Below are 18,379 nucleotides of genomic sequence, written 5' to 3'. Positions count from 1 at the left end.
GGGGCGGCAATCTGGTGCTCCGGTGTCGCGGAGCCCGATGGGTCGAAGGGACCATGCCGGCCCCGACCGCGCCAGTTGGGCAATGATTTGCCATCGGGTCAAGGGCTGCGCCCCGTCACGTCACGGCGCGGACGCCGGGTAAAGCGGCGCCGCTGCCGAAAAACCGGGCGCTTTGCCGGGTCGCGATTCGCGCTCAGTGCAGCAGTTTCCAGAACCGCGCGGCGTCGAGGAAGGCGGCGCGTTTGACCTGGGCCATTGCCTCGGCCTCCTCGTCCTCGCCCCATTGCTCGATCTGCCACTCCTCGTCGATCCGGGACAGCCGCCAGGCCTCTTCCGGATCGAGCCGATCGGCGACCACCGCCAGCGCCAGAACCAGCGAGCCGGACAGCGCCACGAGGTCGTGGAACGCGGCGAGCGCGAAGGGCTCCATCTCCCGCACCGGCGCGGCCAGCCGTTCCAGCGCCGCGGCGTCCTGCGTCACCGGCATGATGCCGGCGGTGGGCCGGAGCCGGGCGCCATACGCCGTCTCGGCCCAGTCGAGCAGCGGATCCCATTCGGCGGCCTGCCGGGCGGCCAGCTCTGCCGGGGTCTCGGCGCGGTAGCACAGCATGTCCGAGCCGCCATAGGAAGCGAGCATCTCGGCCACCTCCTCGCGCTGCAGCGCCAGCTTGTCGATCGCCGAATTGGCGGTACGGGTGGCGGGCATGGCGCGCGGGTCGATCCGCTCTTCCTGGGCACCCCACTCCGCTGCGACCGCCTCGGCCAGTGCCTGCGTAGGCAGCAGCAGCGCCGCCTTGGCCGGGGTGCGGACCGGGCGGCCATCGAGCAGCACCTGCCAGCCGCCATCGGCCTGGGTGGCGCTGGCCTGCTTCCAGAAGCGCTTGGCCTTCCATTCGCTCATCGGGTCGTCTCCGTCAGATCGTCGAGCGCGGGACGAAGCCCGGCCCAGTCGTGGATGATGCGGTCGGCGCCCAGCCCCGCCGCCGGTTGATAGCCCCAAGCGACACCGATCGAGGCCACGCCGGCGGCGCGTGCCATCTCGACGTCGAACCGGGTGTCGCCGATCATCACCGCCCGCTGCGGCGCCACGCCGGTCTCGTCCAGCGCCGCATGGACCATGGCCGGGTGCGGCTTGGAGGGATGGTCATCGGCAGTCTGCCGGCTGTGGAACACCCCTTCGAGGCCATGCGCCTCGATCAGCCGGTCGAGACCGCGCCGCGACTTGCCCGTAGCGACTGCCAGAAGCGTGTAAGGCTCCGCTGCCAGCCCTTCCAGCGCTGCGCGGGCGCCGGGATAGAAGGGGCTGCTCTCGGGGCCGTGCTTCTGCCGCAGATCGGCATAGGCGGTGCAGTAGACGGCGATCATGCGCGTGCGGCTGTCCGGCCCCTGCTCGCCCGCGAGGCGCAGGAAGGTCTCGGGCAGCGACAGCCCCACCCCCGACAGCACCCGCTCGCGCGGGGGCATGGCGAGGCCCTCCGAGGCGAAGGCTTCGGCCATCGCCGCGAGGATGTCGCGCTGGCTGTCGACGAGCGTGCCGTCGACATCGAAGATCACCAGCCGCAGTTCGCTCATCCGTCGAGTTCGTCCGGATCGAACGGGTCCATCGGCGCGTCGCGCGTGTCCCAGCCGAAGAAGTCCCAGGTCCGCTCCATGTGCTCGGGCAAGGGCGCCACGATCTGCAGGATTGCCTTGGTCACGGGGTGCTCGATCTTGAGCGAGCGGGCGTGCAGGTGCAGCTTGCGGTCGATCTCCGCGCCCAAGCCAGCGCCCCAGCCATCGCCGAGATTTTCCTGGCTCGAGCCGCCATACTTGCCGTCGCCCACCACCGGGTGGCCGATCTCGGCCATGTGGGCGCGCAGCTGGTGGGTGCGGCCCGTCACCGGGACGAGCGCCATCCACGACACGCGCTGGCCGAGCGCGCTGAGCGTCGCGAAATCGGTCACGGCGCGCTTGGCGCCCGGGGTCTTGTCGACCTCGGCGGGGTGGATGCACTGCATCTTCTCGCCCTCGCCGCCCTTGCCATGCCCCATCGCCTTCACAAGGCCGTACTTGATCGTGCCGGCACGCGGCTGCGGCACGCCGGCGACGGCAGCCCAATAGATCTTGCGCGTCTCGCGGTGCTTGAGGTTCTCGGTCAGCCCCTTAGCGGCGGTGCGGGTGCGCGCCAGCAGCAGCACGCCGGAGGTATCCTTGTCGAGCCGGTGCACGAGGCGCGGCTTGTCCTCGAAGCCGTCGCGCAGCGCTTCCGCGAGCCCGTCGACATGTTTCGCCACGCCGGAACCGCCCTGCGTGGGCAGGCCTGCCGGCTTGTTGATCGCGATGATGTGGTCGTCACGGTAGATCACGCAGCCGCGGATCATCTCCGCGTCCTTCTTGGAGATCTGGCTGCGATCGACGCGCCGGCTCTCGACCTCATGCGCTTCGGGGATCGGGGGCACGCGCACGCTCTGGCCGACCTCGAGCCGGGTGGCGGGCTTCACGCGGCCGCCATCGACCCGAAGCTCGCCCTTGCGGCACATTTTCTCGATCCGGGTCTGGACGAGATGCGGAAAGTGCCGCTTGAGCCAGCGGTCGAGCCGCTGGTCGCCCTCGTCCGCACCCACGGTGATGGTCTGCACGCCGCTCATGCGAGGCTCCTTGCGATCCACAGGCCCGCCGCGCAGGCCGCAATTGAGAAGATGACTGATCCCGCCACATAGGCCAGCGCTGCCCCGGCCCGTCCCGCCTCGACAAGCCGCAGCGCGTCGAGCGAGAAGGCCGAAAAGGTGGTGAAGCCGCCCAGCAGCCCGGTGATCAGGAGCGGCGCGAGTTGCGACGCGCGCCCCTCCAGCAGCACCCAGAGCGCACCGATGGCGAGGCTTCCGGCGATGTTCACCGCGACGGTGCCCATCGGGAAGACCACGGCCTGCCCGACGAGAAAGCGCAGGCTCGCGCCTGCGGCGCCGCCAAGGGCCACCAATGCAAGGGATGTCATCATCCGCGCGGTGTCGTTGGGCAGGCCCCGCTTGTCAAGCGTCGGCCCTTTCTACCCGGGATGCACGGCCTGCCCGGACCCGGTGACGCGAGGTCTGTGGGGCGGGCGCCCCTGCTCCGCCGGGGCCGTGCTAGTATCGGCGTGCCCGCCCCGCGCCGGGGCGAATCGGCCTTGCAAAGGATCGGGACCATGGGACTGCTCGTCGAATACAGCCTTGCCGAGGGCCAGTCCGAGGCCCAGACCGCGGCGCTGCAGGATCTCGTCTCCGGCCTGAAGGCCGAAGGCGTGGAGGGCTTCAGCTATACCGGCTACGCTACCGCGGATCCGACCCGCTTCATCGGTGTGCTGGAGTTCGAGGACGATGCCGCGAAGCAGCGCTTCCTCGACAGCCGCGCCTTTGCCGCCTATCGCGACGGCGCGCGGCCGCGCTTTACCGCGCCGCCGAAGACCACGCCGATCAGCCGCGTCGCCTCGACGCTGGACTGAACGGCCCGGAGTCTCCCGACAGATGGACGAGATGCTCCTTGCCCGCGAACCGGTGATCCGGCTCGTCGCCTTTCTCGGGGTACTCGCGGCGATGGCGCTGTGGGAACTCCTCGCGCCGCGACGCCGCCGCGAGATCCCGCGCCTGCTGCGCTGGTCCAACAACCTCGCGCTGGTGGCGCTCGACGCGGTGGCGCTGCGGATCGCCTTTCCGATCGTGGCGGTGGGCCTCGCGGTGATGGCAGAGGAGCATGGCTGGGGCCTGTTCAACGCGTTCGGCACCCCGGGCTGGATCGCGGTGCCGCTGTCGGTCGTGGTGCTCGATTTCGCGATCTACCTCCAGCACGTGCTGTTCCACGCGGTGCCCGCGCTGTGGCGGTTGCACCGGATGCATCATGCCGATCTGGAATTCGATGTGACGACGGGGGTTCGGTTTCACCCGGTCGAGATCCTGTTGTCGATGGGGCTGAAGCTGGGGCTGGTCGCGGCGCTCGGCCCGCCGGCCATCGCGGTGCTGATCTTCGAGGTACTGCTGAACGCCAGCTCGATGTTCAACCATTCGAACATCCACATTCCCGCCCGCGTCGATAGGCTGCTGCGCTGGATCGTGGTGACGCCGGACATGCACCGGGTGCATCACTCGGTTCTGCCCGAGGAGGCCAACAGCAATTACGGCTTCAACCTGCCTTGGTGGGACCGGCTGCTTGGCACCTACCGCGCGCAACCCAAGAGCGGACATCTCGGGATGACGCTGGGCATCGACCGTTTCCGCACGCGGCGCGACCTCTGGGTCGACCGGATGCTGCTGCAGCCGTGGCGCCGGCGCTAAGGCTCAGCGCCCCTCGCCCCGGCGGCGCTTCTCGCGCAGCCCGGAGAAGAACTCGACCCGCTTCCTGAGCTCCCGTTCATGCCCGCGATCGACCGGCGTGTAATAGACCGGGCGCTTCATCGCCTCGGGGAAGTAGTTCTGCCCGGAGAAGGCATCCTCGGCGTCGTGATCGTAATCATATCCCTTGCCGTAGCCCTGTTCCTTCATCAGCCGGGTCGGGGCGTTGAGGATATGCTTGGGCGGCGGCTCGGAGCCGGTCTTGCGGGCCTCGGCCATGGCCGCCTTGAAGGCGGCGTAGCCCGCGTTGGATTTCGGCGCGAGCGCCAGATAGACCACCGCCTGCCCCAGAGCCAGCTCGCCCTCGGGGGAGCCCAGCCGCTCATAGGTCTCCCAGGCATGCAGGCAGACCGTCTGCGCCTGCGGATCGGCGAGACCGATATCCTCGACCGCCATGCGGGTGATGCGCCGCGCGAGGTAGCGCGGATCCTCGCCCCCGGTCAGCATCCGCGCCAGCCAGTACAGCGCGGCATCGGGGTCGGAGCCGCGCACCGATTTGTGCAGCGCAGATATCAGGTTGTAGTGCTCGTCGCCGGACTTGTCGTATTTCGCGGCGCGCTTCATCAGGCGCGCGGTCAGGGCCTCCACCCCGAGGCGGGTGTCGGTCTTCCATGCCGCGACCTGCTCGATCAGGTTGAGCAAGGCGCGCCCGTCGCCATCGGCCATGCCGAGCAGCGCCTCGCGCGCGGCCCCGTCGAGCGGCAGGGCCCGGCCCAACTCCTTTTCAGCGCGCTGGGCGAGGCGCTCTAGATCCGCGAGGTCGAGCCGCTCCAGCACCAGCACCTGCGCCCGGCTCAGGAGAGCGGCGTTCAGCTCGAAGGAGGGGTTCTCGGTGGTGGCGCCCACCAGCAGGATCGTCCCGTCCTCCATATGCGGCAGGAAGCCGTCCTGCTGCGCCTTGTTGAAACGGTGGATCTCGTCGACGAAGAGGAGCGTCGCCCGACCCTGCCCGCGCCTGAGTTTCGCCGCCTCGAACACCTTCTTGAGATCCGCGACGCCGGTGAAGATCGCGCTGACCTGCACGAAGGCGAGATCGGTCGCGTCGGCGAGCAGCCGCGCGATGGTGGTCTTGCCGACGCCGGGCGGCCCCCACAGGATCAGCGATGACAGCGAACCGGCGGCAAGCATCGCGCCAAGCGGCGCCTCGGGTCCCAGCACCTGCTCCTGGCCAATGACCTCGCCCAGCGTCTTGGGCCGCAGCCGATCCGCGAGCGGCCGATGCCCGGCCGGTTCGGGCGCGGGCTTGGCGGGCGGAGGCGCCGGGTCAAGACCGGGCAAGTTGTCGAACAGATCGGCCATGCCCCAAATCTAGTGCGCCTGTGGATAACTGCCAAGGGATTTGGTATCGCGGCCGAAATCTTGTGTCCGGTCGCGATCAGATCAGCCGCGCGTCCCTCGCCCGCTGCACCGCTTCGGTGGTGGTCCGCGCCAGCAACGCGGCACGGGCTGACGACAGGCGCGCCTTGAAGGCGCTCTCGGAGATACCGAGTTTCGCGGCCGCCGCGGCGTGGCGGTCGCCCGCGGCGACGCAGCGCAACGCCTCGACCTGCGCCTTGGTCAGGCGGCCGGGCGGCTCGGTCAACTCGTGCAGGCGGGCGAGAATGCGCTCGATCTCGGCCATCTCCACATCGGTGAACTCGCGATCCGCGCGGCAGGCCGATGCGATGGAGCGCGACATCATCGGGCCGCAGGACACTGCCACGCCATAGACCATGCCGAACCGGCGGGCCTGACCGAAGATGTCGAACGGATCGGGCAGCTCGATCTCGCTCCAACGGCAGGCACCGGTGGTACTGAAGCCCCAGGCGATCACCGGGTCGCGCAGCGCATAGGCCTCTTCGGTGTAGCGCCGGACCCAAGCCTCCGGAAAACTCTGATGGCTGATCAGCGGCAGGGCGAAGCGGATATGCAGGGCAAAGAAGGCCCCACCCGGCGCGCGTGCTTCGAGGTCCTGGATATGGCTGTCGATATCGACTTTCGGAGACATGCCGGTCCTTGGTCTGCTGGCTCCCTACCGGGATAGCCCCTCAGACGCCGTGTGCCAAAGCTCTAACGTATTGACGCAGCGACCATAACCAAAAACGCCCCACCCTTTCGGGTGGGGCGCTATGCCTTGGTACTGGGGAGCCTATCACTCCGCAGCGGCGTCCTCGGCCTCGAGCCGGGCGCGGTCGGCGGCGCCCTTGGCGTCGACGTCGCGGTCGACGAACTCGATGATCGCCATCGGCGCCATGTCACCATAGCGGAAGCCGGCCTTCAGCACGCGGACATAGCCGCCCTGACGGTCGGCGTAACGCGGCCCGAGGATGTCGAACAGCTTGGCGACGTAGGCGTCCTGCTTGAGCTGAGCCGCGGCCTGGCGGCGGGCATGCAGGTCGCCGCGCTTGCCGAGAGTCACGAGCTTCTCGATCACGCGGCGCAGGTCTTTCGCCTTGGGCAGCGTGGTCTTGATCTGCTCGTGCTCGATCAGCGAGCCGGCGAGGTTCGCGAACATCGCCTTGCGGTGCTCGTGGGTACGGTTCAGGCGGCGGTAGCCACTTCCATGACGCATTGGGTGTCTCCTATAGCGTTTTGCTTTGTCCGGCAGCCGATGCGTGTCGGCCACTCTCCTTGGGGCGGGATGCCCGGGTCGTGTCGGGGGCGGTCACCCGCCCCCGAAGATCGATCAGAACTGGTCTTCGAACTTCTTGGCCAGGTCTTCGATGTTGTCCGGCGGCCAGTCCTCGACGTCCATGCCGAGATGCAGGCCCATGCCCGAGAGCACTTCCTTGATCTCGTTGAGCGACTTGCGGCCGAAGTTCGGGGTGCGGAGCATCTCGGCTTCGGTCTTCTGGATCAGGTCGCCGATATAGACGATGTTGTCGTTCTTCAGGCAGTTCGCCGAACGCACCGACAGCTCGAGCTCGTCGACCTTCTTCAGCAGCAGCGGGTTGAACTCGAGACCATCGTCGAGCGCGCCGGCCGAGGCCGATTCCGGCTCGTCGAAGTTCACGAAGATCGACAGCTGGTCCTGCAGGATGCGCGCGGCATAGGCCACGGCGTCGTCCGGGGTCAGCGAACCGTCGGTCTCGACCTTCATGGTCAGCTTGTCATAGTCGAGCACCTGACCCTCACGGGTCGGCTGCACGTCGTAGGACACCTTCTTGACCGGCGAGTAGATCGCGTCGATGGCGATCATGCCGATCGGCGCGTCCTCGGGCTTGTTGCGGTCGGCCGCGACATAGCCCTTACCGGTGTTGACGGTCAGCTCCATGTAGAGGTTGGCGCCATCGTCGAGGTGGCAGATCACGTGATCCTTGTTGAGGATCTCGATGCCCGCGCTCTCGGAGATGTCACCGGCGGTGACGACGCCGGGGCCGGTCGCCTGGACGGAAAGCCGCTTCGGGCCCTCGACTTCCATGCGGATCGCGACGCCCTTGAGGTTCAGCACCACGTCGGTCACGTCTTCACGGACGCCCGAGATCGAGGAGAACTCGTGCAGCACGTTGTCGATCTGGACGGAGGTGATGGCCGCACCTTGGAGCGACGACATCAGCACGCGGCGCAGCGCGTTGCCCAGCGTCAGGCCGAAGCCGCGCTCGAGCGGCTCGGCGACCACGGTGGCCTGCCGCGCCGGATCGTTGCCCGGCTTGACGTCGAGCTGCGTCGGCTTGATCAGCTCGGCCCAATTCTTGTGGATCATGCGTCCCTCCATTCCTGTCCGTGCTCCATGGTCCCGAAGAGCCGGACGCCCGAGGTTTCAAAATGACGGTTCGGGGCCGCGCAGACAGGCGCGGCCCCGAACAGGTAGTGCTGGCTCAGACGCGGCGGCGCTTCGGCGGGCGGCAGCCGTTGTGGGCGATCGGCGTCACGTCGCGGATCGACGTGATGTTGAAGCCGACGGCAGCCAGGGCGCGCAGCGCGCTCTCGCGGCCCGAACCGGGGCCCTGCACTTCGACTTCCAGCGTCTTCACGCCGTGTTCCTGCGCCTTGCGGCCCGCGTCTTCGGCGGCGAGCTGGGCGGCATAGGGGGTCGACTTGCGCGAGCCCTTGAAGCCCATGGTGCCGGCGGACGACCAGGAGATCGCGTTGCCCTGCACGTCCGAGATCAGGATCTTGGTGTTGTTGAACGAGCTGTTCACATGCGCCACGCCTGCGGCGATGTTCTTGGAGACCTTCTTCTTGCCTCCGCGACGGGTATCACGTGCCATGGATGCGTCCCCTTATTTCTTCTTGCCGGCAATGGCCTTCGCGGGGCCTTTGCGGGTGCGAGCGTTGGTGTGGGTACGCTGGCCGCGGACCGGCAGGTTGCGACGGTGGCGCAGGCCACGGTAGCAGCCGAGATCCATCAGGCGCTTGATGTTCATCGTGGTCTCGCGACGCAGGTCGCCTTCCACGGTGAGGTTGGCGTCGATGTGCTCGCGGATCGCCAGGACCTCGGCGTCGGAGAGATCGTTGACCCGACGGGTCACGTCGATGCCGACGGCTTCGCAGATCTGGCGGGCGGTGCTGTCACCGATACCGGTGATGTAGGTGAGGGCGATCGGAACCCGCTTCGCGGTCGGGATGTTCACGCCGGCAATACGTGCCACGTTTAGCGTCCTTTCGTTGCGGCTCCGTGATGCCGGAGCCTTTTTTCACAACTGAGGCCCGGAAGATCCGGGCCGCATCCTGCGAGGTGATCCGCGCGGGCGGCGGGAGCGACCCGTGTACGCGCGCGAAATGATTCCCTTTCGGGATGGGGCTGTCTATGGGCGGATCGGCGGAGGGTCAAGCCCCCCGGCCGTTCCGCCCGGACGCCGCGCTCAGGCGTCCTGAGTCTGGCTGCCCAGCAGTCCGGAGATCTCGGCGGCGACCGCCTCGATCGCGGCCAGACCGTTGACGCTCTCGAGCTGACCCTTGGCATGGTAATAGCCGATCAGCGGCGAGGTCTGCTTGTAGTAAGCCAAGAGCCGGGTGCGCAGCGCGTCCTCGTTGTCGTCGGCGCGACGCTTGATCTCGGTCGAGCCGCAATTGACGCACTTGCCATCGGCGGGCACCGGGCGGGTCACGTCGTGATAGACCTCGCCGCAATTGCCGCAGGTCGACCGGCCGGTGATCCGCGCGACCAGCACCTCGTCATCGACACGCATCTCGATCACGTGGTCGAGCGACTGGCCCAGCTCCGACAGCAGCGCGCCGAGCGCGTCGGCCTGCGCTAGGGTGCGCGGGAAGCCGTCGAAGATGTAGCCGCCATGCGCCGCGCCGGAGGTCAGCTTCTCGCGGATCAGGCCGATGACGATCTCGTCGGTGACCAGCTCGCCGCGATCCATCACGGCGGCGACCCGCTGCCCCATCTCGGTGCCGGAGGAGCGGGCCTCGCGCAGCATGTCGCCGGTGGAGAGCTGGACCATGCCACGCTCTTCGACCAGCCGCTTGGCCTGCGTGCCCTTGCCCGCGCCCGGCGGCCCCAGAAGAATGATGTTGGTCATCGACGTGCAGGCCCCCTCGCCTTGGTCTTGTTCGTCTTGCCGGCGCGTCTCCCGCGCAGTTGCGACTTCTCGATCAGCCCTTCGTACTGATGGGCCAGAAGATGGCTCTGCACCTGCTGGATGGTGTCCATCCCGACCGAAACGATGATCAGGATCGAGGTGCCGCCGAAGTAGAACGGGATCGCCAGCTGGCTGCGCAGGATCTCGGGCAGCAGCGCCACCAGCGCCAGATAGGCCGAACCCAGCACCAGGATGCGGTTGAGGACGTATTCGAGATACTCCGAGGTCCGCTTGCCGGGACGGATGCCGGGGATGAAGCCGTTCTGGTTCTTCAGGTTGTCGGCCACGTCATCGGTCTTGAACGCCACTTCCCGGGTATAGAAGTAGGTGAAGAAGATGATCATGCCGGCGAAGAAGATCAGGTAGAGCGGCTGGCCCGGCCCGAAATAGGCGAGGATCGTCGACATGATCGGACCGGTCGAGCCGCCCGAGAAGGTCGACAGCGTGGTCGGCAGCAGCAGCAGCGCCGAGGCAAAGATCGCGGGGATCACGCCGGCCGGGTTGACCTTGATCGGCAGGTGCGAGGAGCCGCCGTCATAGACCTTCATGCCGACCTGACGGCGCGGGTACTGGATGTGGATCTTCCGGAGACTGCGCTCCATGAACACCACGAAGGTCAGCACCCCGATCACCATCGCGATCACCAGCAGGATCACCGCCGGGCTGATCGCGCCCGAACGGCCCTGGCTCAAGAACTGCGCCAGCGCGGCCGGGATCTCGGCGATGATGCCGACGAAGATGATCAGCGAGATGCCGTTGCCGATGCCGCGGGCGGTGATCTGCTCGCCCAGCCACATCAGGAACATGGTGCCACCCACCAGGGTGATCATCGTCGAGGCACGGAAGAACAGGCCCGGATCGGTGACCAGGTCGCCGGCCTCGAGGCTCACGGCGAGGCCGTAGGCCTGGAAGGTCGCCAGCACCACGGTGAAGTAGCGGGTGTACTGGTTGATCTTCTTGCGGCCCTGCTCGCCCTCTTTCTTGAGCTGCTTCAGCGGCTCGTACATCGAGGCCATGAGCTGCACGATGATCGAGGCGGAGATGTAGGGCATGATGCCGAGGGCGAAGATGCCCATGCGCGACAGCGCGCCGCCGGTGAACATCGACAGGATGCCGCCGATGCCGGAGGCCGCGCTCTCCATGAAGTTGCGCAGCGCGGCGCCATCGATCCCGGGAACCGGGATGAAGGTGCCGAGCCGGTAGACGATCAGGAGACCGATCGTGAAGAGGATCCGCTGACGGAGCTCGGTGGCCTTGCCGAAGGCCCCCCAGCTCATGTTGGCGGCCATCTGTTCTGCTGCTGATGCCATCGGGGCTCTCTTGTCATGTCAGCGCCGCCAAACCGGGATCTTCCGGTCGGCGGCGCGGGAACAGTCGGTGACGGGGGCGGGGAGCGCAAGGCCCCCCGGCCACCGATTATTCGGCGGCGGCCGCCGGGGCGGTGACGGTGAGCTTGCCACCGGCCTTCTCGACCGCCTCGATCGCGCCCTTGGAGGCGCCGGTCACGGCGATGTTGGCCTTGGCGGTGAACTCGCCCTTGGACAGCACGCGGATGCCGTCACGCTTGCGACGGACCAGGCCCGACGCGATCAGCGCGTCCTCGGTGATGTCCTGAGCGGCGTCGATCTTGCCGGCGTCGATGAACTTCTGGATAAGGCCGAGGTTCACGACAGCGTATTCGCGGCGGTTCGGCTTGTTGAAGCCGCGCTTGGGCAGACGCTGGTAGAGCGGCATCTGGCCGCCCTCGTAGCCCTTGATGGCCACGCCCGAACGGGATTTCTGACCCTTGATACCACGGCCACCCATCTTGCCGGTGCCGGAGCCCGGACCACGGCCGACGCGCTTGGCTTTCTTGGTCGCGCCCGGATTGTCGCGCAGTTCGTTGAGTTTCATGTCGCTTCTCCTTGTGCCGGAACTGCCCCCCAGCGACGGAACGGGCAAACGCGGCTTTTATGTACGGATTCGGGACCCGCAATCGGGCCACCGGCGGCGTATACGACCGCCTGCGCCAAGTTTCAAGCGTCCTACCTCACGGCAGGAGAACGACGCCCCCCGACATGAGTAGGATCAGGCCGGTGATCCGCCCCAGTGCCGGGCCGCGCGGCGCCAGCTTCTCGACCAGCACCAGCAGCGCCAACCCGGCGATCCAGAGGGGGTTCATAACGCCGCCCACGAAGAGAAGCGCCATCAGCGCCCAGCAGCAGCCAGAACAATAGCCGCCATGGCCCACTCCGATCGCCAGCGCGCCGCGCCAGCCACGGCCCCGGTGGCGGATGAGCCAGTCCACCGGCGAGCGGCAATGCCGCAGGCAGGCGCGTTTCGCCGGGGTGAACTGCCACGCCCCGGCAGCCAGCAGCAGCCCGCCACTCAGCACCCCGCTCGCACTCGCCATGCCGGAACCGAGCCAGCGAACCTCGGCCAGCGCCGCCTGCGCCACCACCGCCGCGAGGCTGAAGCCGAGCCAGGCCAGCAGGTAGCCCGCGACGAACACTGCCGTGGCGGAGAACGGGGCGCGACCGGTCGCGCGGCGGTTCAGCGCGGCGGCGAGCAGGATCACCGGCACGGCCGATGGCAACATCATCGCCACCATCATCACCCACCACATCGCGAGCATCAGCGCGCCATGCGACAGGCTCCACCCCATGGCAGCGGAGCCGGCGCCTTCACCCGGGGCCGGAGCCATGCCTCGAAACGGGGGCCCAAGGCCTGCACCCGCCAGCGTATAGACCCAAGCCAGCGCGCAGACCGCGGCCAGCAGGGTGCCGCAGATCAGCCGGTCACGTCTGAGCAAGGGCACGAGGCGGTCCGCTGCGGCCTCAGCCATGCACGACGCCCTCTCCATTGTGGTGCAGCCGGTTGAACTGGCCGTAGCTGTCGGTCAGGTCGAGCGAGATGGCGCTGTCGGTGCCGCTGCGCGAGGTGGCGCTGCCGATCTCGGCAGTCTCGAACTCGATGCCGCCCGGGATCTGGATCCGCACCCGGTGCTCGCCATCGGAATGCGGCGGCATGATCGGCCGCCCCTCCCCGGTCAGGACACCGGGGATCGTGGCCCGTGCCCGTCGCGCGTCGATGTCGAGTTCGAGCTCGATCGGGCGATACAGCGTCGGGTACACCACGTCGGACATCGCCCGGAACACCCACCAATGCGTCGCGGCCTCGGCGGTCTCGCCGCCATGAAGCACCCGCTCCAGCGCCGCGCGCTGATCCGCGTCGGCGCGCTCGTCGATCACCGCCTGCAATTCCCCGCGACCCTCGAAGATCGGACCCGGCCAGGCATAGAGCAGCGCGACAAGGAGCCCGTCGAGCCGGGTCTCGGCAAAATGGCCGCGCTCGATCCGCAGCACCTCGAAGCCCCGGCAATGGCCGTGCGTCGGAAGATCCTCGAACTGGCAGGGACATCCATAGGCGCAGTTGCAGTTACCGAAGGATTCCCCCTCGATGGACCAATCGATCATGGCCCCCTCCCCCGTTGCGGAAGCCGCCCTGCATGGGGCGGCGGGACACGGGCCGAGACGGGGCGGCGCAACTCGGGATCAGGTCCGGGCAGGACGTCCGCCATTGCCGCGACCTCGCCGCATCATAGCAGCCCCGCCCGAGTCGCGGGAGGGTGGCGGGACGGGCCGCATGCGAAAGGGGCGCCGCGGTTTCCCGCGACGCCCCTTCCATCTGCGCCGAGCCCGTGGCTCAGGCCTTTTCTTCGATGATCTGCACGAGGTGCGGGATCGAATTCACCATGCCGCGGACCGAGGGGGTGTCCTCGAGCTCACGGGTGCGGTGCATCTTGTTGAGCCCCAGACCCTTCAGCGTCGCGCGCTGGATGGCGGGGCGGCGGATCGGCGAGCCGATCTGCTTGACGACGATGGTTGCCATGTCCGCTCTCCTCAGGCTTCGGCGACTTCGGCGCCGGCCTCTTCGGGCTTGCGCAGAATGTCGGCGACCTTCTTGCCGCGACGCTGGGCGACCGCACGCGGCGACTGCTCGGCGCGGAGGCCGTCCAGCGTGGCGCGGATCATGTTGTACGGGTTCTGCGAGCCGAGCGACTTGGACACGACGTCCTGCAGGCCCAGCATCTCGAACACCGCACGCATCGGGCCGCCGGCGATGATGCCGGTACCCGCCGGAGCGGCACGCATCACGACGCGGCCGGCGCCGTGGCGGCCTTCCATGTCGTGGTGCAGGGTCCGACCCTCGCGCAGCGGCACGCGGATCAGGTTGCGACGTGCCTGCTCGGTGGCCTTGCGGATGGCCTCGGGGACCTCCTTGGCCTTGCCCTTGCCGAAGCCGACGCGGCCCTTCTGGTCCCCGACGACGACGAGCGCCGCGAAGCCGAAGCGCTTGCCGCCCTTGACGGTCTTCGAGACCCGGTTGATCGCCACGAGACGATCGGCGAATTCCGGGTTCTCGTCGCGGTCGCGGCGACGGTTGTCACGTTCTGCCATGTTACGTCTCCTCAGATCTTCAGGCCGGCGTCACGGGCCGCGTCAGCGAGCGCCTTGACCTTGCCGTGGAACAGGAAGCCGCCGCGATCGAAATAGGCTTCGGTCACGCCGGCCTTCTTCGCACGCTCCGCGATCGCCGCACCGACCTTGGCGGCCGCCTCGACGTTGTTCTTCCCGACGATGCCCAGATCCTTCTCGAGCGAGGAGGCCGAGGCGAGAGTGACGCCGTTGACGTCGTCGATCAGCTGCACGCTGATGTTCTTGTTGCTGCGGTGCACGCTGAGGCGCGGACGCCCGGCGTTGACCTTGCGCAGCTTGCTCCGGACGCGCTGACGGCGCTTCAGGAACAGATCCCGTTTGCTGTTTGCCATTTTTTCGCGTCCTTACTTCTTCTTGCCTTCCTTGCGGAAGATGAACTCGCCCTTGTAGCGGATGCCCTTGCCCTTATAGGGCTCGGGAGCGCGCCACTCGCGGATGTTGGCCGCGACTTGACCGACGAGCTGCTGATCGATGCCCTCGACCACGATCTCGGTCTGCTTGGGCGCCGTAACCGTGACGCCCTGGGGCACCTCGAAGTTCACGTCGTGGCTGTAGCCGAGCGCCAGCTTCAGGGTGTTGCCCTGCATCTGGGCACGGTAGCCGACGCCCTGGATCTCGAGCTCTTTCTTGAAGCCCTCGGAGACACCAGTGACGAGGTTCTGAACCATCGAGCGGGACATGCCCCACTGCTGGCGCGAACGCTTCGACAGGCCGCGCGGGGTGACGCTGATCGCGCCATCCTCGAGCTTGAGTGTGACGTCATCGGTGGCGGTGAAGCTGCGGGTGCCCTTGGGCCCCTTCACTTCGACCGTCTGGCCGGAGACGTTGGCGGTCACGCCGCTGGGCAGGGCGACCGGGCGTTTGCCGATACGAGACATTCCGGACCCTCCTTAGAATACGGTGCAGAGCACTTCGCCGCCGACATTGGCAGCGCGCGCGTTGGCATCCGACATCACGCCGCGGGGCGTGGAGACGATCGAGACGCCCAGACCCTGGCGCGGTGCCGGCAGGTCCTTGACGCTCATGTAGACGCGACGGCCCGGCTTGGAGACGCGCTTGAGCTCGCGGATCACCGGGGCGCCCTCGTAGTAGCGCAGGCTGATCTCGAGCGCCGGGTGGCCGTCCTTGCCGGTCACCTTCTCGTAGCCGCGGATGTAGCCCTCGTCCGCGAGGACATCGAGCACCCAGGCGCGGAGCTTGGAGGCGGGGGTGAGGACGGTGGACTTGTGACGCATCTGCGCGTTGCGGATGCGGGTCAGCATATCACCGATGGGATCGTTCATCTGTGGACCCTCCTTACCAGCTCGACTTGACCATGCCGGGGATTTCCCCGTTCGAGCCGAGCTCGCGCAGCATGATCCGGCTGAGTTTCAGCTTGCGGTAATAGGCGTGCGGACGCCCCGTCAGCTGGCAGCGGTTGTGAAGACGCGTGGGCGAGCTGTTGCGCGGCAGTTGCGCGAGCTTCAGGTTCGCCTTGAAGCGCTCTTCCACGGGCTTGTCTTTGTCGTTCGCGATCGCCTTGAGCTCGGCGCGCTTGGCGGCATACTGCGCCACCAGACGCTCGCGCTTCTTCTCGCGTTCGATCATGGATTTCTTGGCCATATCTCTCTTTCCTCCCGCGGATCAGCTGTTGAACGGCATGTTGAAATGCTTCAACAGCGCCTTCGCTTCCGCGTCGGTCTTCGCGGTGGTGCAGATGATGATGTCCATGCCCCAGACCTCATCGACCTTGTCGAAGTTGATCTCCGGGAACACGATGTGCTCCTTCAGGCCCATGGCGTAGTTGCCACGGCCGTCGAAGCTCTTGCCGGGGACGCCGCGGAAGTCGCGGATCCGGGGCATCGCCACGGTGATCAGGCGGTCGAGGAATTCATACATCCGGTCGCCACGCAGGGTCACCTTCGCACCGAGCGGCATGTCCTCGCGGACGCGGAAGCCGGCGATCGACTTCTTGGCCTTGGTGACGACGGCGCGCTGACCGGCGATGGTCGAAAGATCGTCCTGGGCGGACTTGGCTTTCTTGGAATCGCGGACGGCCTCGGCCCCGGCGCCGATATTCAGGACGATTTTGTCCAGGCGCGGGATCTGCATGTCGTTCTTGTAGCCGAACTCTTCCTTGAGCTTGGCCTTGATCTCGCTGGCGAAGGTCGCCTTGAGACGCGGGGTATAGTTCGCGGTATCGAGCATCAGATCACGTCCCCGGTGGTTTTGGCGAAACGCACCTTCTTGCCGTCTTCCTCGCGGAAGCCGACGCGGGCCGGTTTGCCGTTGGCATCGACGATGGCCAGGTTCGACAGCTGGATCGGCATCGCCTTCGGCTGACGGCCACCCTGGTCGGTCTGGCTCTGCTTGACGTGGCGGATCGCGACGTTGATCCCCTCGACCACGGCCTTGCCGGCCTTGGGGTCGACGGACTGGATCTCGCCGGTCTTGCCCTTGTCCTTGCCGGTCAGGACGACGACCTTGTCACCTTTGCGGAGTTTGGCAGCCATTACAGCACCTCCGGCGCGAGCGAGATGATCTTCATGAAGTTCTTCGCGCGCAGCTCACGAACCACCGGCCCGAAGATACGGGTGCCGACCGGCTCGTTGTTGTTGTTGAGAATGACGGCCGCGTTGCGGTCGAAGCGGATCGAGGTGCCGTCTTCGCGACGAACTTCCTTGGCGGTGCGCACGACGACGGCCTTGCGGACGTCACCTTTCTTCACGCGGCCACGGGGGATCGCTTCCTTGACGGACACCACGATGATGTCGCCGACCGACGCATACCGGCGGTGCGAACCGCCGAGGACCTTGATGCACTGCACCCGGCGTGCGCCGGAGTTGTCAGCGACATCCAGATTGGTCTGCATCTGGATCATGGGTTTCTCCCGACCTTTGGGGGGCTCGCAATGGCCTTCTCCCCAGGGTTTCGTTCAAGCTGAGAGTGGGCGCCTTACTCGGCGATCACTTCCCAGCGCTTGGTCTTGGATTTCGGCGCGCATTCCTGAATGCGGACGATGTCGCCCACATTGAAGGTGTTCGCCTCGTCGTGAGCCCGGTACTTCTTGGACTTACGGATCGTCTTCTTCAGAACCGGATGGGTGAACCGGCGCTCGACCGAAACGGTGACGGTCTGGGCGTTCTGGTTCGAGGTCACGACGCCTTGCAGGATGCGTTTGGGCATGGGCTCAGGCCTCCGTGCCGGCGGCCGCGGCCGCCTTCTGGTTCAGGATGGTGTTGATGCGGGCGACGTCACGACGGACGCTGCGCATCCGCGCGGTGTTCTCGAGCTGACCGGTGGCCTGCTGGAAGCGCAGGTTGAACGCTTCCTTCTTGAGAGCGACGAGCTGCTCGCGCAGCTGGTCGGGGGTCTTGTCGTTGAGTTCCTTGGCAGCGAGCGCCATGGGCTGTCCTTTCCACATCACCGGAAGGCCCCTGTCATCAGTGAAAGGGTCACCCTGATTCCGGTGGACTAGGTGAATGAGCGCTGTCCCTAGACGGAATGGGCCGGGGATGCAAACCCTTTCTCGGAAAGCGCGCCCACGCGGGCCGACGCGGCTTTCCAGCGGATACGAAAAGGCCCCCGCCGATCGCTCGACGGGGGCCTCTTAGCGCGGTCGGGGCCCGAGGACCCCTGCCCTTACCAGTCCTCGCGGACCACGGTGCGGGTCTTGATCGGCAGCTTCATCGCGGCAAGGCGAAGAGCTTCGCGGGCGATTTCCTCGCTCACGCCGTCGATCTCGAACATCACGCGGCCCGGCTTGACCTTGGCGGCCCAGAAATCGACCGAACCCTTACCCTTACCCATCCGGACTTCGGTGGGCTTGGAGGTCACGGGCGTGTCCGGGAAGATCCGGATCCAGACCCGGCCCTGACGCTTCATGTGGCGGGTCAGGGCACGACGGGCGGCCTCGATCTGACGCGCGGTGATGCGCTCGGGCTGCACGGCCTTCAGGCCGTAGGATCCGAAGTCCAGGTTGAAGCCACCCTTGGCCTCACCGTGGATGCGGCCCTTGTGCTGCTTGCGGAACTTCGTGCGCTTCGGTTGAAGCATGTGTCAGCCCTCC

General features: G+C 67.1%; 29 protein-coding genes. 2 read left to right on the top strand and 27 right to left on the bottom strand.

Annotated elements, in window-relative coordinates; all coding sequences use genetic code 11:
- Nucleotides 1–193 precede the first annotated feature (193 nt).
- Genes T8T21_RS12565 through T8T21_RS12550 form a run of 4 tightly spaced genes read right to left on the bottom strand, consistent with a single transcriptional unit; the run spans nt 194 to nt 2,977 of the window.
- Nucleotides 194–901, bottom strand: a complete 708-nt coding sequence (locus T8T21_RS12565; protein WP_322335822.1) for an ATP12 family chaperone protein — start codon at nt 899–901, stop codon at nt 194–196.
- Entirely contained in the window at nt 898–1,572 is a 675-nt protein-coding gene (locus T8T21_RS12560; protein ID WP_322335821.1) for an HAD-IA family hydrolase, read from the bottom strand. The genes T8T21_RS12565 and T8T21_RS12560 overlap by 4 nt, the downstream gene beginning before the upstream one ends.
- Nucleotides 1,569–2,627, bottom strand: a complete 1,059-nt coding sequence (locus tag T8T21_RS12555; RefSeq protein ID WP_322335820.1) for an RluA family pseudouridine synthase — start codon at nt 2,625–2,627, stop codon at nt 1,569–1,571. Before T8T21_RS12555 ends, T8T21_RS12560 begins: the two co-directional genes overlap by 4 nt.
- Nucleotides 2,624–2,977, bottom strand: coding sequence for a fluoride efflux transporter FluC (locus tag T8T21_RS12550; RefSeq protein WP_322335819.1), 354 nt, complete (start codon nt 2,975–2,977; stop codon nt 2,624–2,626). Before T8T21_RS12550 ends, T8T21_RS12555 begins: the two co-directional genes overlap by 4 nt.
- Before the next feature lie 186 nt (nt 2,978–3,163).
- Here T8T21_RS12550 and T8T21_RS12545 point away from each other — a divergent pair, with 186 nt between their 5' ends.
- Both T8T21_RS12545 and T8T21_RS12540 read left to right on the top strand, forming a co-directional pair.
- Nucleotides 3,164–3,460: a putative quinol monooxygenase gene (locus tag T8T21_RS12545; RefSeq protein WP_322335818.1), complete on the top strand. Its 297-nt coding sequence runs from the start codon at nt 3,164–3,166 to the stop codon at nt 3,458–3,460.
- A gap of 22 nt (nt 3,461–3,482) precedes the next feature.
- On the top strand, nt 3,483–4,286 hold the full coding sequence (locus T8T21_RS12540) for a sterol desaturase family protein (protein ID WP_322335817.1): 804 nt from the start codon (nt 3,483–3,485) through the stop codon (nt 4,284–4,286).
- 3 nt (nt 4,287–4,289) lie between these two features.
- On the opposite strand, the gene T8T21_RS12535 is transcribed toward T8T21_RS12540, so the two are convergent.
- The 23 genes from T8T21_RS12535 to rplP form a co-directional block, all read right to left on the bottom strand.
- Nucleotides 4,290–5,642 (bottom strand): replication-associated recombination protein A, encoded by a 1,353-nt coding sequence (locus T8T21_RS12535; protein ID WP_322335816.1) that lies wholly within the window; start codon nt 5,640–5,642, stop codon nt 4,290–4,292.
- A 76-nt stretch (nt 5,643–5,718) separates the two neighbouring features.
- Nucleotides 5,719–6,330 carry an autoinducer binding domain-containing protein gene (locus tag T8T21_RS12530; protein ID WP_322335815.1) on the bottom strand — a complete coding sequence of 204 codons (612 nt, stop codon included), beginning with the start codon at nt 6,328–6,330 and terminating at the stop codon, nt 5,719–5,721.
- Nucleotides 6,331–6,474: 144 nt separating this feature from the next.
- Nucleotides 6,475–6,894, bottom strand: coding sequence for a 50S ribosomal protein L17 (gene rplQ, locus T8T21_RS12525; protein WP_183469856.1), 420 nt, complete (start codon nt 6,892–6,894; stop codon nt 6,475–6,477).
- Between the two features lie 114 nt (nt 6,895–7,008).
- Nucleotides 7,009–8,025, bottom strand: coding sequence for a DNA-directed RNA polymerase subunit alpha (locus T8T21_RS12520; RefSeq protein ID WP_085895441.1), 1,017 nt, complete (start codon nt 8,023–8,025; stop codon nt 7,009–7,011).
- 115 nt (nt 8,026–8,140) lie between these two features.
- The gene (gene rpsK / locus T8T21_RS12515; RefSeq protein ID WP_072780049.1) at nt 8,141–8,533 is read right to left on the bottom strand and encodes a 30S ribosomal protein S11; all 393 of its coding nucleotides are present in this window, start codon (nt 8,531–8,533) and stop codon (nt 8,141–8,143) included.
- A gap of 12 nt (nt 8,534–8,545) precedes the next feature.
- Nucleotides 8,546–8,914: a 30S ribosomal protein S13 gene (gene rpsM / locus T8T21_RS12510; protein WP_183469858.1), complete on the bottom strand. Its 369-nt coding sequence runs from the start codon at nt 8,912–8,914 to the stop codon at nt 8,546–8,548.
- A gap of 213 nt (nt 8,915–9,127) precedes the next feature.
- Nucleotides 9,128–9,793, bottom strand: a complete 666-nt coding sequence (locus tag T8T21_RS12505; protein ID WP_183469860.1) for an adenylate kinase — start codon at nt 9,791–9,793, stop codon at nt 9,128–9,130.
- Nucleotides 9,790–11,163, bottom strand: coding sequence for a preprotein translocase subunit SecY (gene secY / locus T8T21_RS12500; protein ID WP_322335814.1), 1,374 nt, complete (start codon nt 11,161–11,163; stop codon nt 9,790–9,792). Before secY ends, T8T21_RS12505 begins: the two co-directional genes overlap by 4 nt.
- 106 nt (nt 11,164–11,269) lie before the next feature.
- On the bottom strand, nt 11,270–11,746 hold the full coding sequence (rplO, locus tag T8T21_RS12495) for a 50S ribosomal protein L15 (RefSeq protein ID WP_183469864.1): 477 nt from the start codon (nt 11,744–11,746) through the stop codon (nt 11,270–11,272).
- Between the two features lie 136 nt (nt 11,747–11,882).
- Nucleotides 11,883–12,677 carry a DUF2182 domain-containing protein gene (locus tag T8T21_RS12490; RefSeq protein WP_322335813.1) on the bottom strand — a complete coding sequence of 265 codons (795 nt, stop codon included), beginning with the start codon at nt 12,675–12,677 and terminating at the stop codon, nt 11,883–11,885.
- The gene (locus tag T8T21_RS12485) at nt 12,670–13,308 is read right to left on the bottom strand and encodes a DUF1326 domain-containing protein (RefSeq protein WP_322335812.1); all 639 of its coding nucleotides are present in this window, start codon (nt 13,306–13,308) and stop codon (nt 12,670–12,672) included. The genes T8T21_RS12490 and T8T21_RS12485 overlap by 8 nt, the downstream gene beginning before the upstream one ends.
- A 229-nt stretch (nt 13,309–13,537) precedes the next feature.
- Nucleotides 13,538–13,723 (bottom strand): 50S ribosomal protein L30, encoded by a 186-nt coding sequence (rpmD, locus tag T8T21_RS12480; RefSeq protein ID WP_183469868.1) that lies wholly within the window; start codon nt 13,721–13,723, stop codon nt 13,538–13,540.
- A gap of 11 nt (nt 13,724–13,734) precedes the next feature.
- Nucleotides 13,735–14,292: a 30S ribosomal protein S5 gene (gene rpsE, locus T8T21_RS12475; protein WP_021693348.1), complete on the bottom strand. Its 558-nt coding sequence runs from the start codon at nt 14,290–14,292 to the stop codon at nt 13,735–13,737.
- Nucleotides 14,293–14,303: 11 nt separating this feature from the next.
- The gene (rplR, locus tag T8T21_RS12470) at nt 14,304–14,663 is read right to left on the bottom strand and encodes a 50S ribosomal protein L18 (RefSeq protein WP_183469870.1); all 360 of its coding nucleotides are present in this window, start codon (nt 14,661–14,663) and stop codon (nt 14,304–14,306) included.
- A 12-nt stretch (nt 14,664–14,675) separates the two neighbouring features.
- Nucleotides 14,676–15,209 (bottom strand): 50S ribosomal protein L6, encoded by a 534-nt coding sequence (gene rplF / locus T8T21_RS12465; protein WP_183469872.1) that lies wholly within the window; start codon nt 15,207–15,209, stop codon nt 14,676–14,678.
- A gap of 12 nt (nt 15,210–15,221) precedes the next feature.
- The gene (rpsH, locus tag T8T21_RS12460; protein WP_183469874.1) at nt 15,222–15,614 is read right to left on the bottom strand and encodes a 30S ribosomal protein S8; all 393 of its coding nucleotides are present in this window, start codon (nt 15,612–15,614) and stop codon (nt 15,222–15,224) included.
- Between the two features lie 13 nt (nt 15,615–15,627).
- Nucleotides 15,628–15,933, bottom strand: coding sequence for a 30S ribosomal protein S14 (rpsN, locus tag T8T21_RS12455; protein ID WP_017928028.1), 306 nt, complete (start codon nt 15,931–15,933; stop codon nt 15,628–15,630).
- Between the two features lie 21 nt (nt 15,934–15,954).
- Nucleotides 15,955–16,518 carry a 50S ribosomal protein L5 gene (rplE, locus tag T8T21_RS12450; protein WP_183469876.1) on the bottom strand — a complete coding sequence of 188 codons (564 nt, stop codon included), beginning with the start codon at nt 16,516–16,518 and terminating at the stop codon, nt 15,955–15,957.
- Complete coding sequence (gene rplX, locus T8T21_RS12445; RefSeq protein ID WP_085894974.1) at nt 16,518–16,823, bottom strand: 50S ribosomal protein L24; 306 nt, start codon at nt 16,821–16,823, stop codon at nt 16,518–16,520. Before rplX ends, rplE begins: the two co-directional genes overlap by 1 nt.
- Nucleotides 16,823–17,191 (bottom strand): 50S ribosomal protein L14, encoded by a 369-nt coding sequence (gene rplN, locus T8T21_RS12440; RefSeq protein WP_017928025.1) that lies wholly within the window; start codon nt 17,189–17,191, stop codon nt 16,823–16,825. The genes rplX and rplN overlap by 1 nt, the downstream gene beginning before the upstream one ends.
- A gap of 74 nt (nt 17,192–17,265) precedes the next feature.
- Nucleotides 17,266–17,496, bottom strand: coding sequence for a 30S ribosomal protein S17 (rpsQ, locus tag T8T21_RS12435; protein ID WP_183469878.1), 231 nt, complete (start codon nt 17,494–17,496; stop codon nt 17,266–17,268).
- A gap of 4 nt (nt 17,497–17,500) precedes the next feature.
- The gene (rpmC, locus tag T8T21_RS12430) at nt 17,501–17,716 is read right to left on the bottom strand and encodes a 50S ribosomal protein L29 (RefSeq protein WP_183469880.1); all 216 of its coding nucleotides are present in this window, start codon (nt 17,714–17,716) and stop codon (nt 17,501–17,503) included.
- Nucleotides 17,717–17,952: 236 nt separating this feature from the next.
- Nucleotides 17,953–18,366, bottom strand: coding sequence for a 50S ribosomal protein L16 (gene rplP / locus T8T21_RS12425; RefSeq protein ID WP_183469882.1), 414 nt, complete (start codon nt 18,364–18,366; stop codon nt 17,953–17,955).
- Nucleotides 18,367–18,379 lie beyond the last annotated feature (13 nt).

Origin of the sequence: Limimaricola variabilis, from assembly GCF_034371605.1 — a bacterium.
Classification (GTDB): domain Bacteria; phylum Pseudomonadota; class Alphaproteobacteria; order Rhodobacterales; family Rhodobacteraceae; genus Limimaricola; species Limimaricola variabilis.
This window is presented reverse-complemented; position numbering and strand designations above follow the sequence as displayed.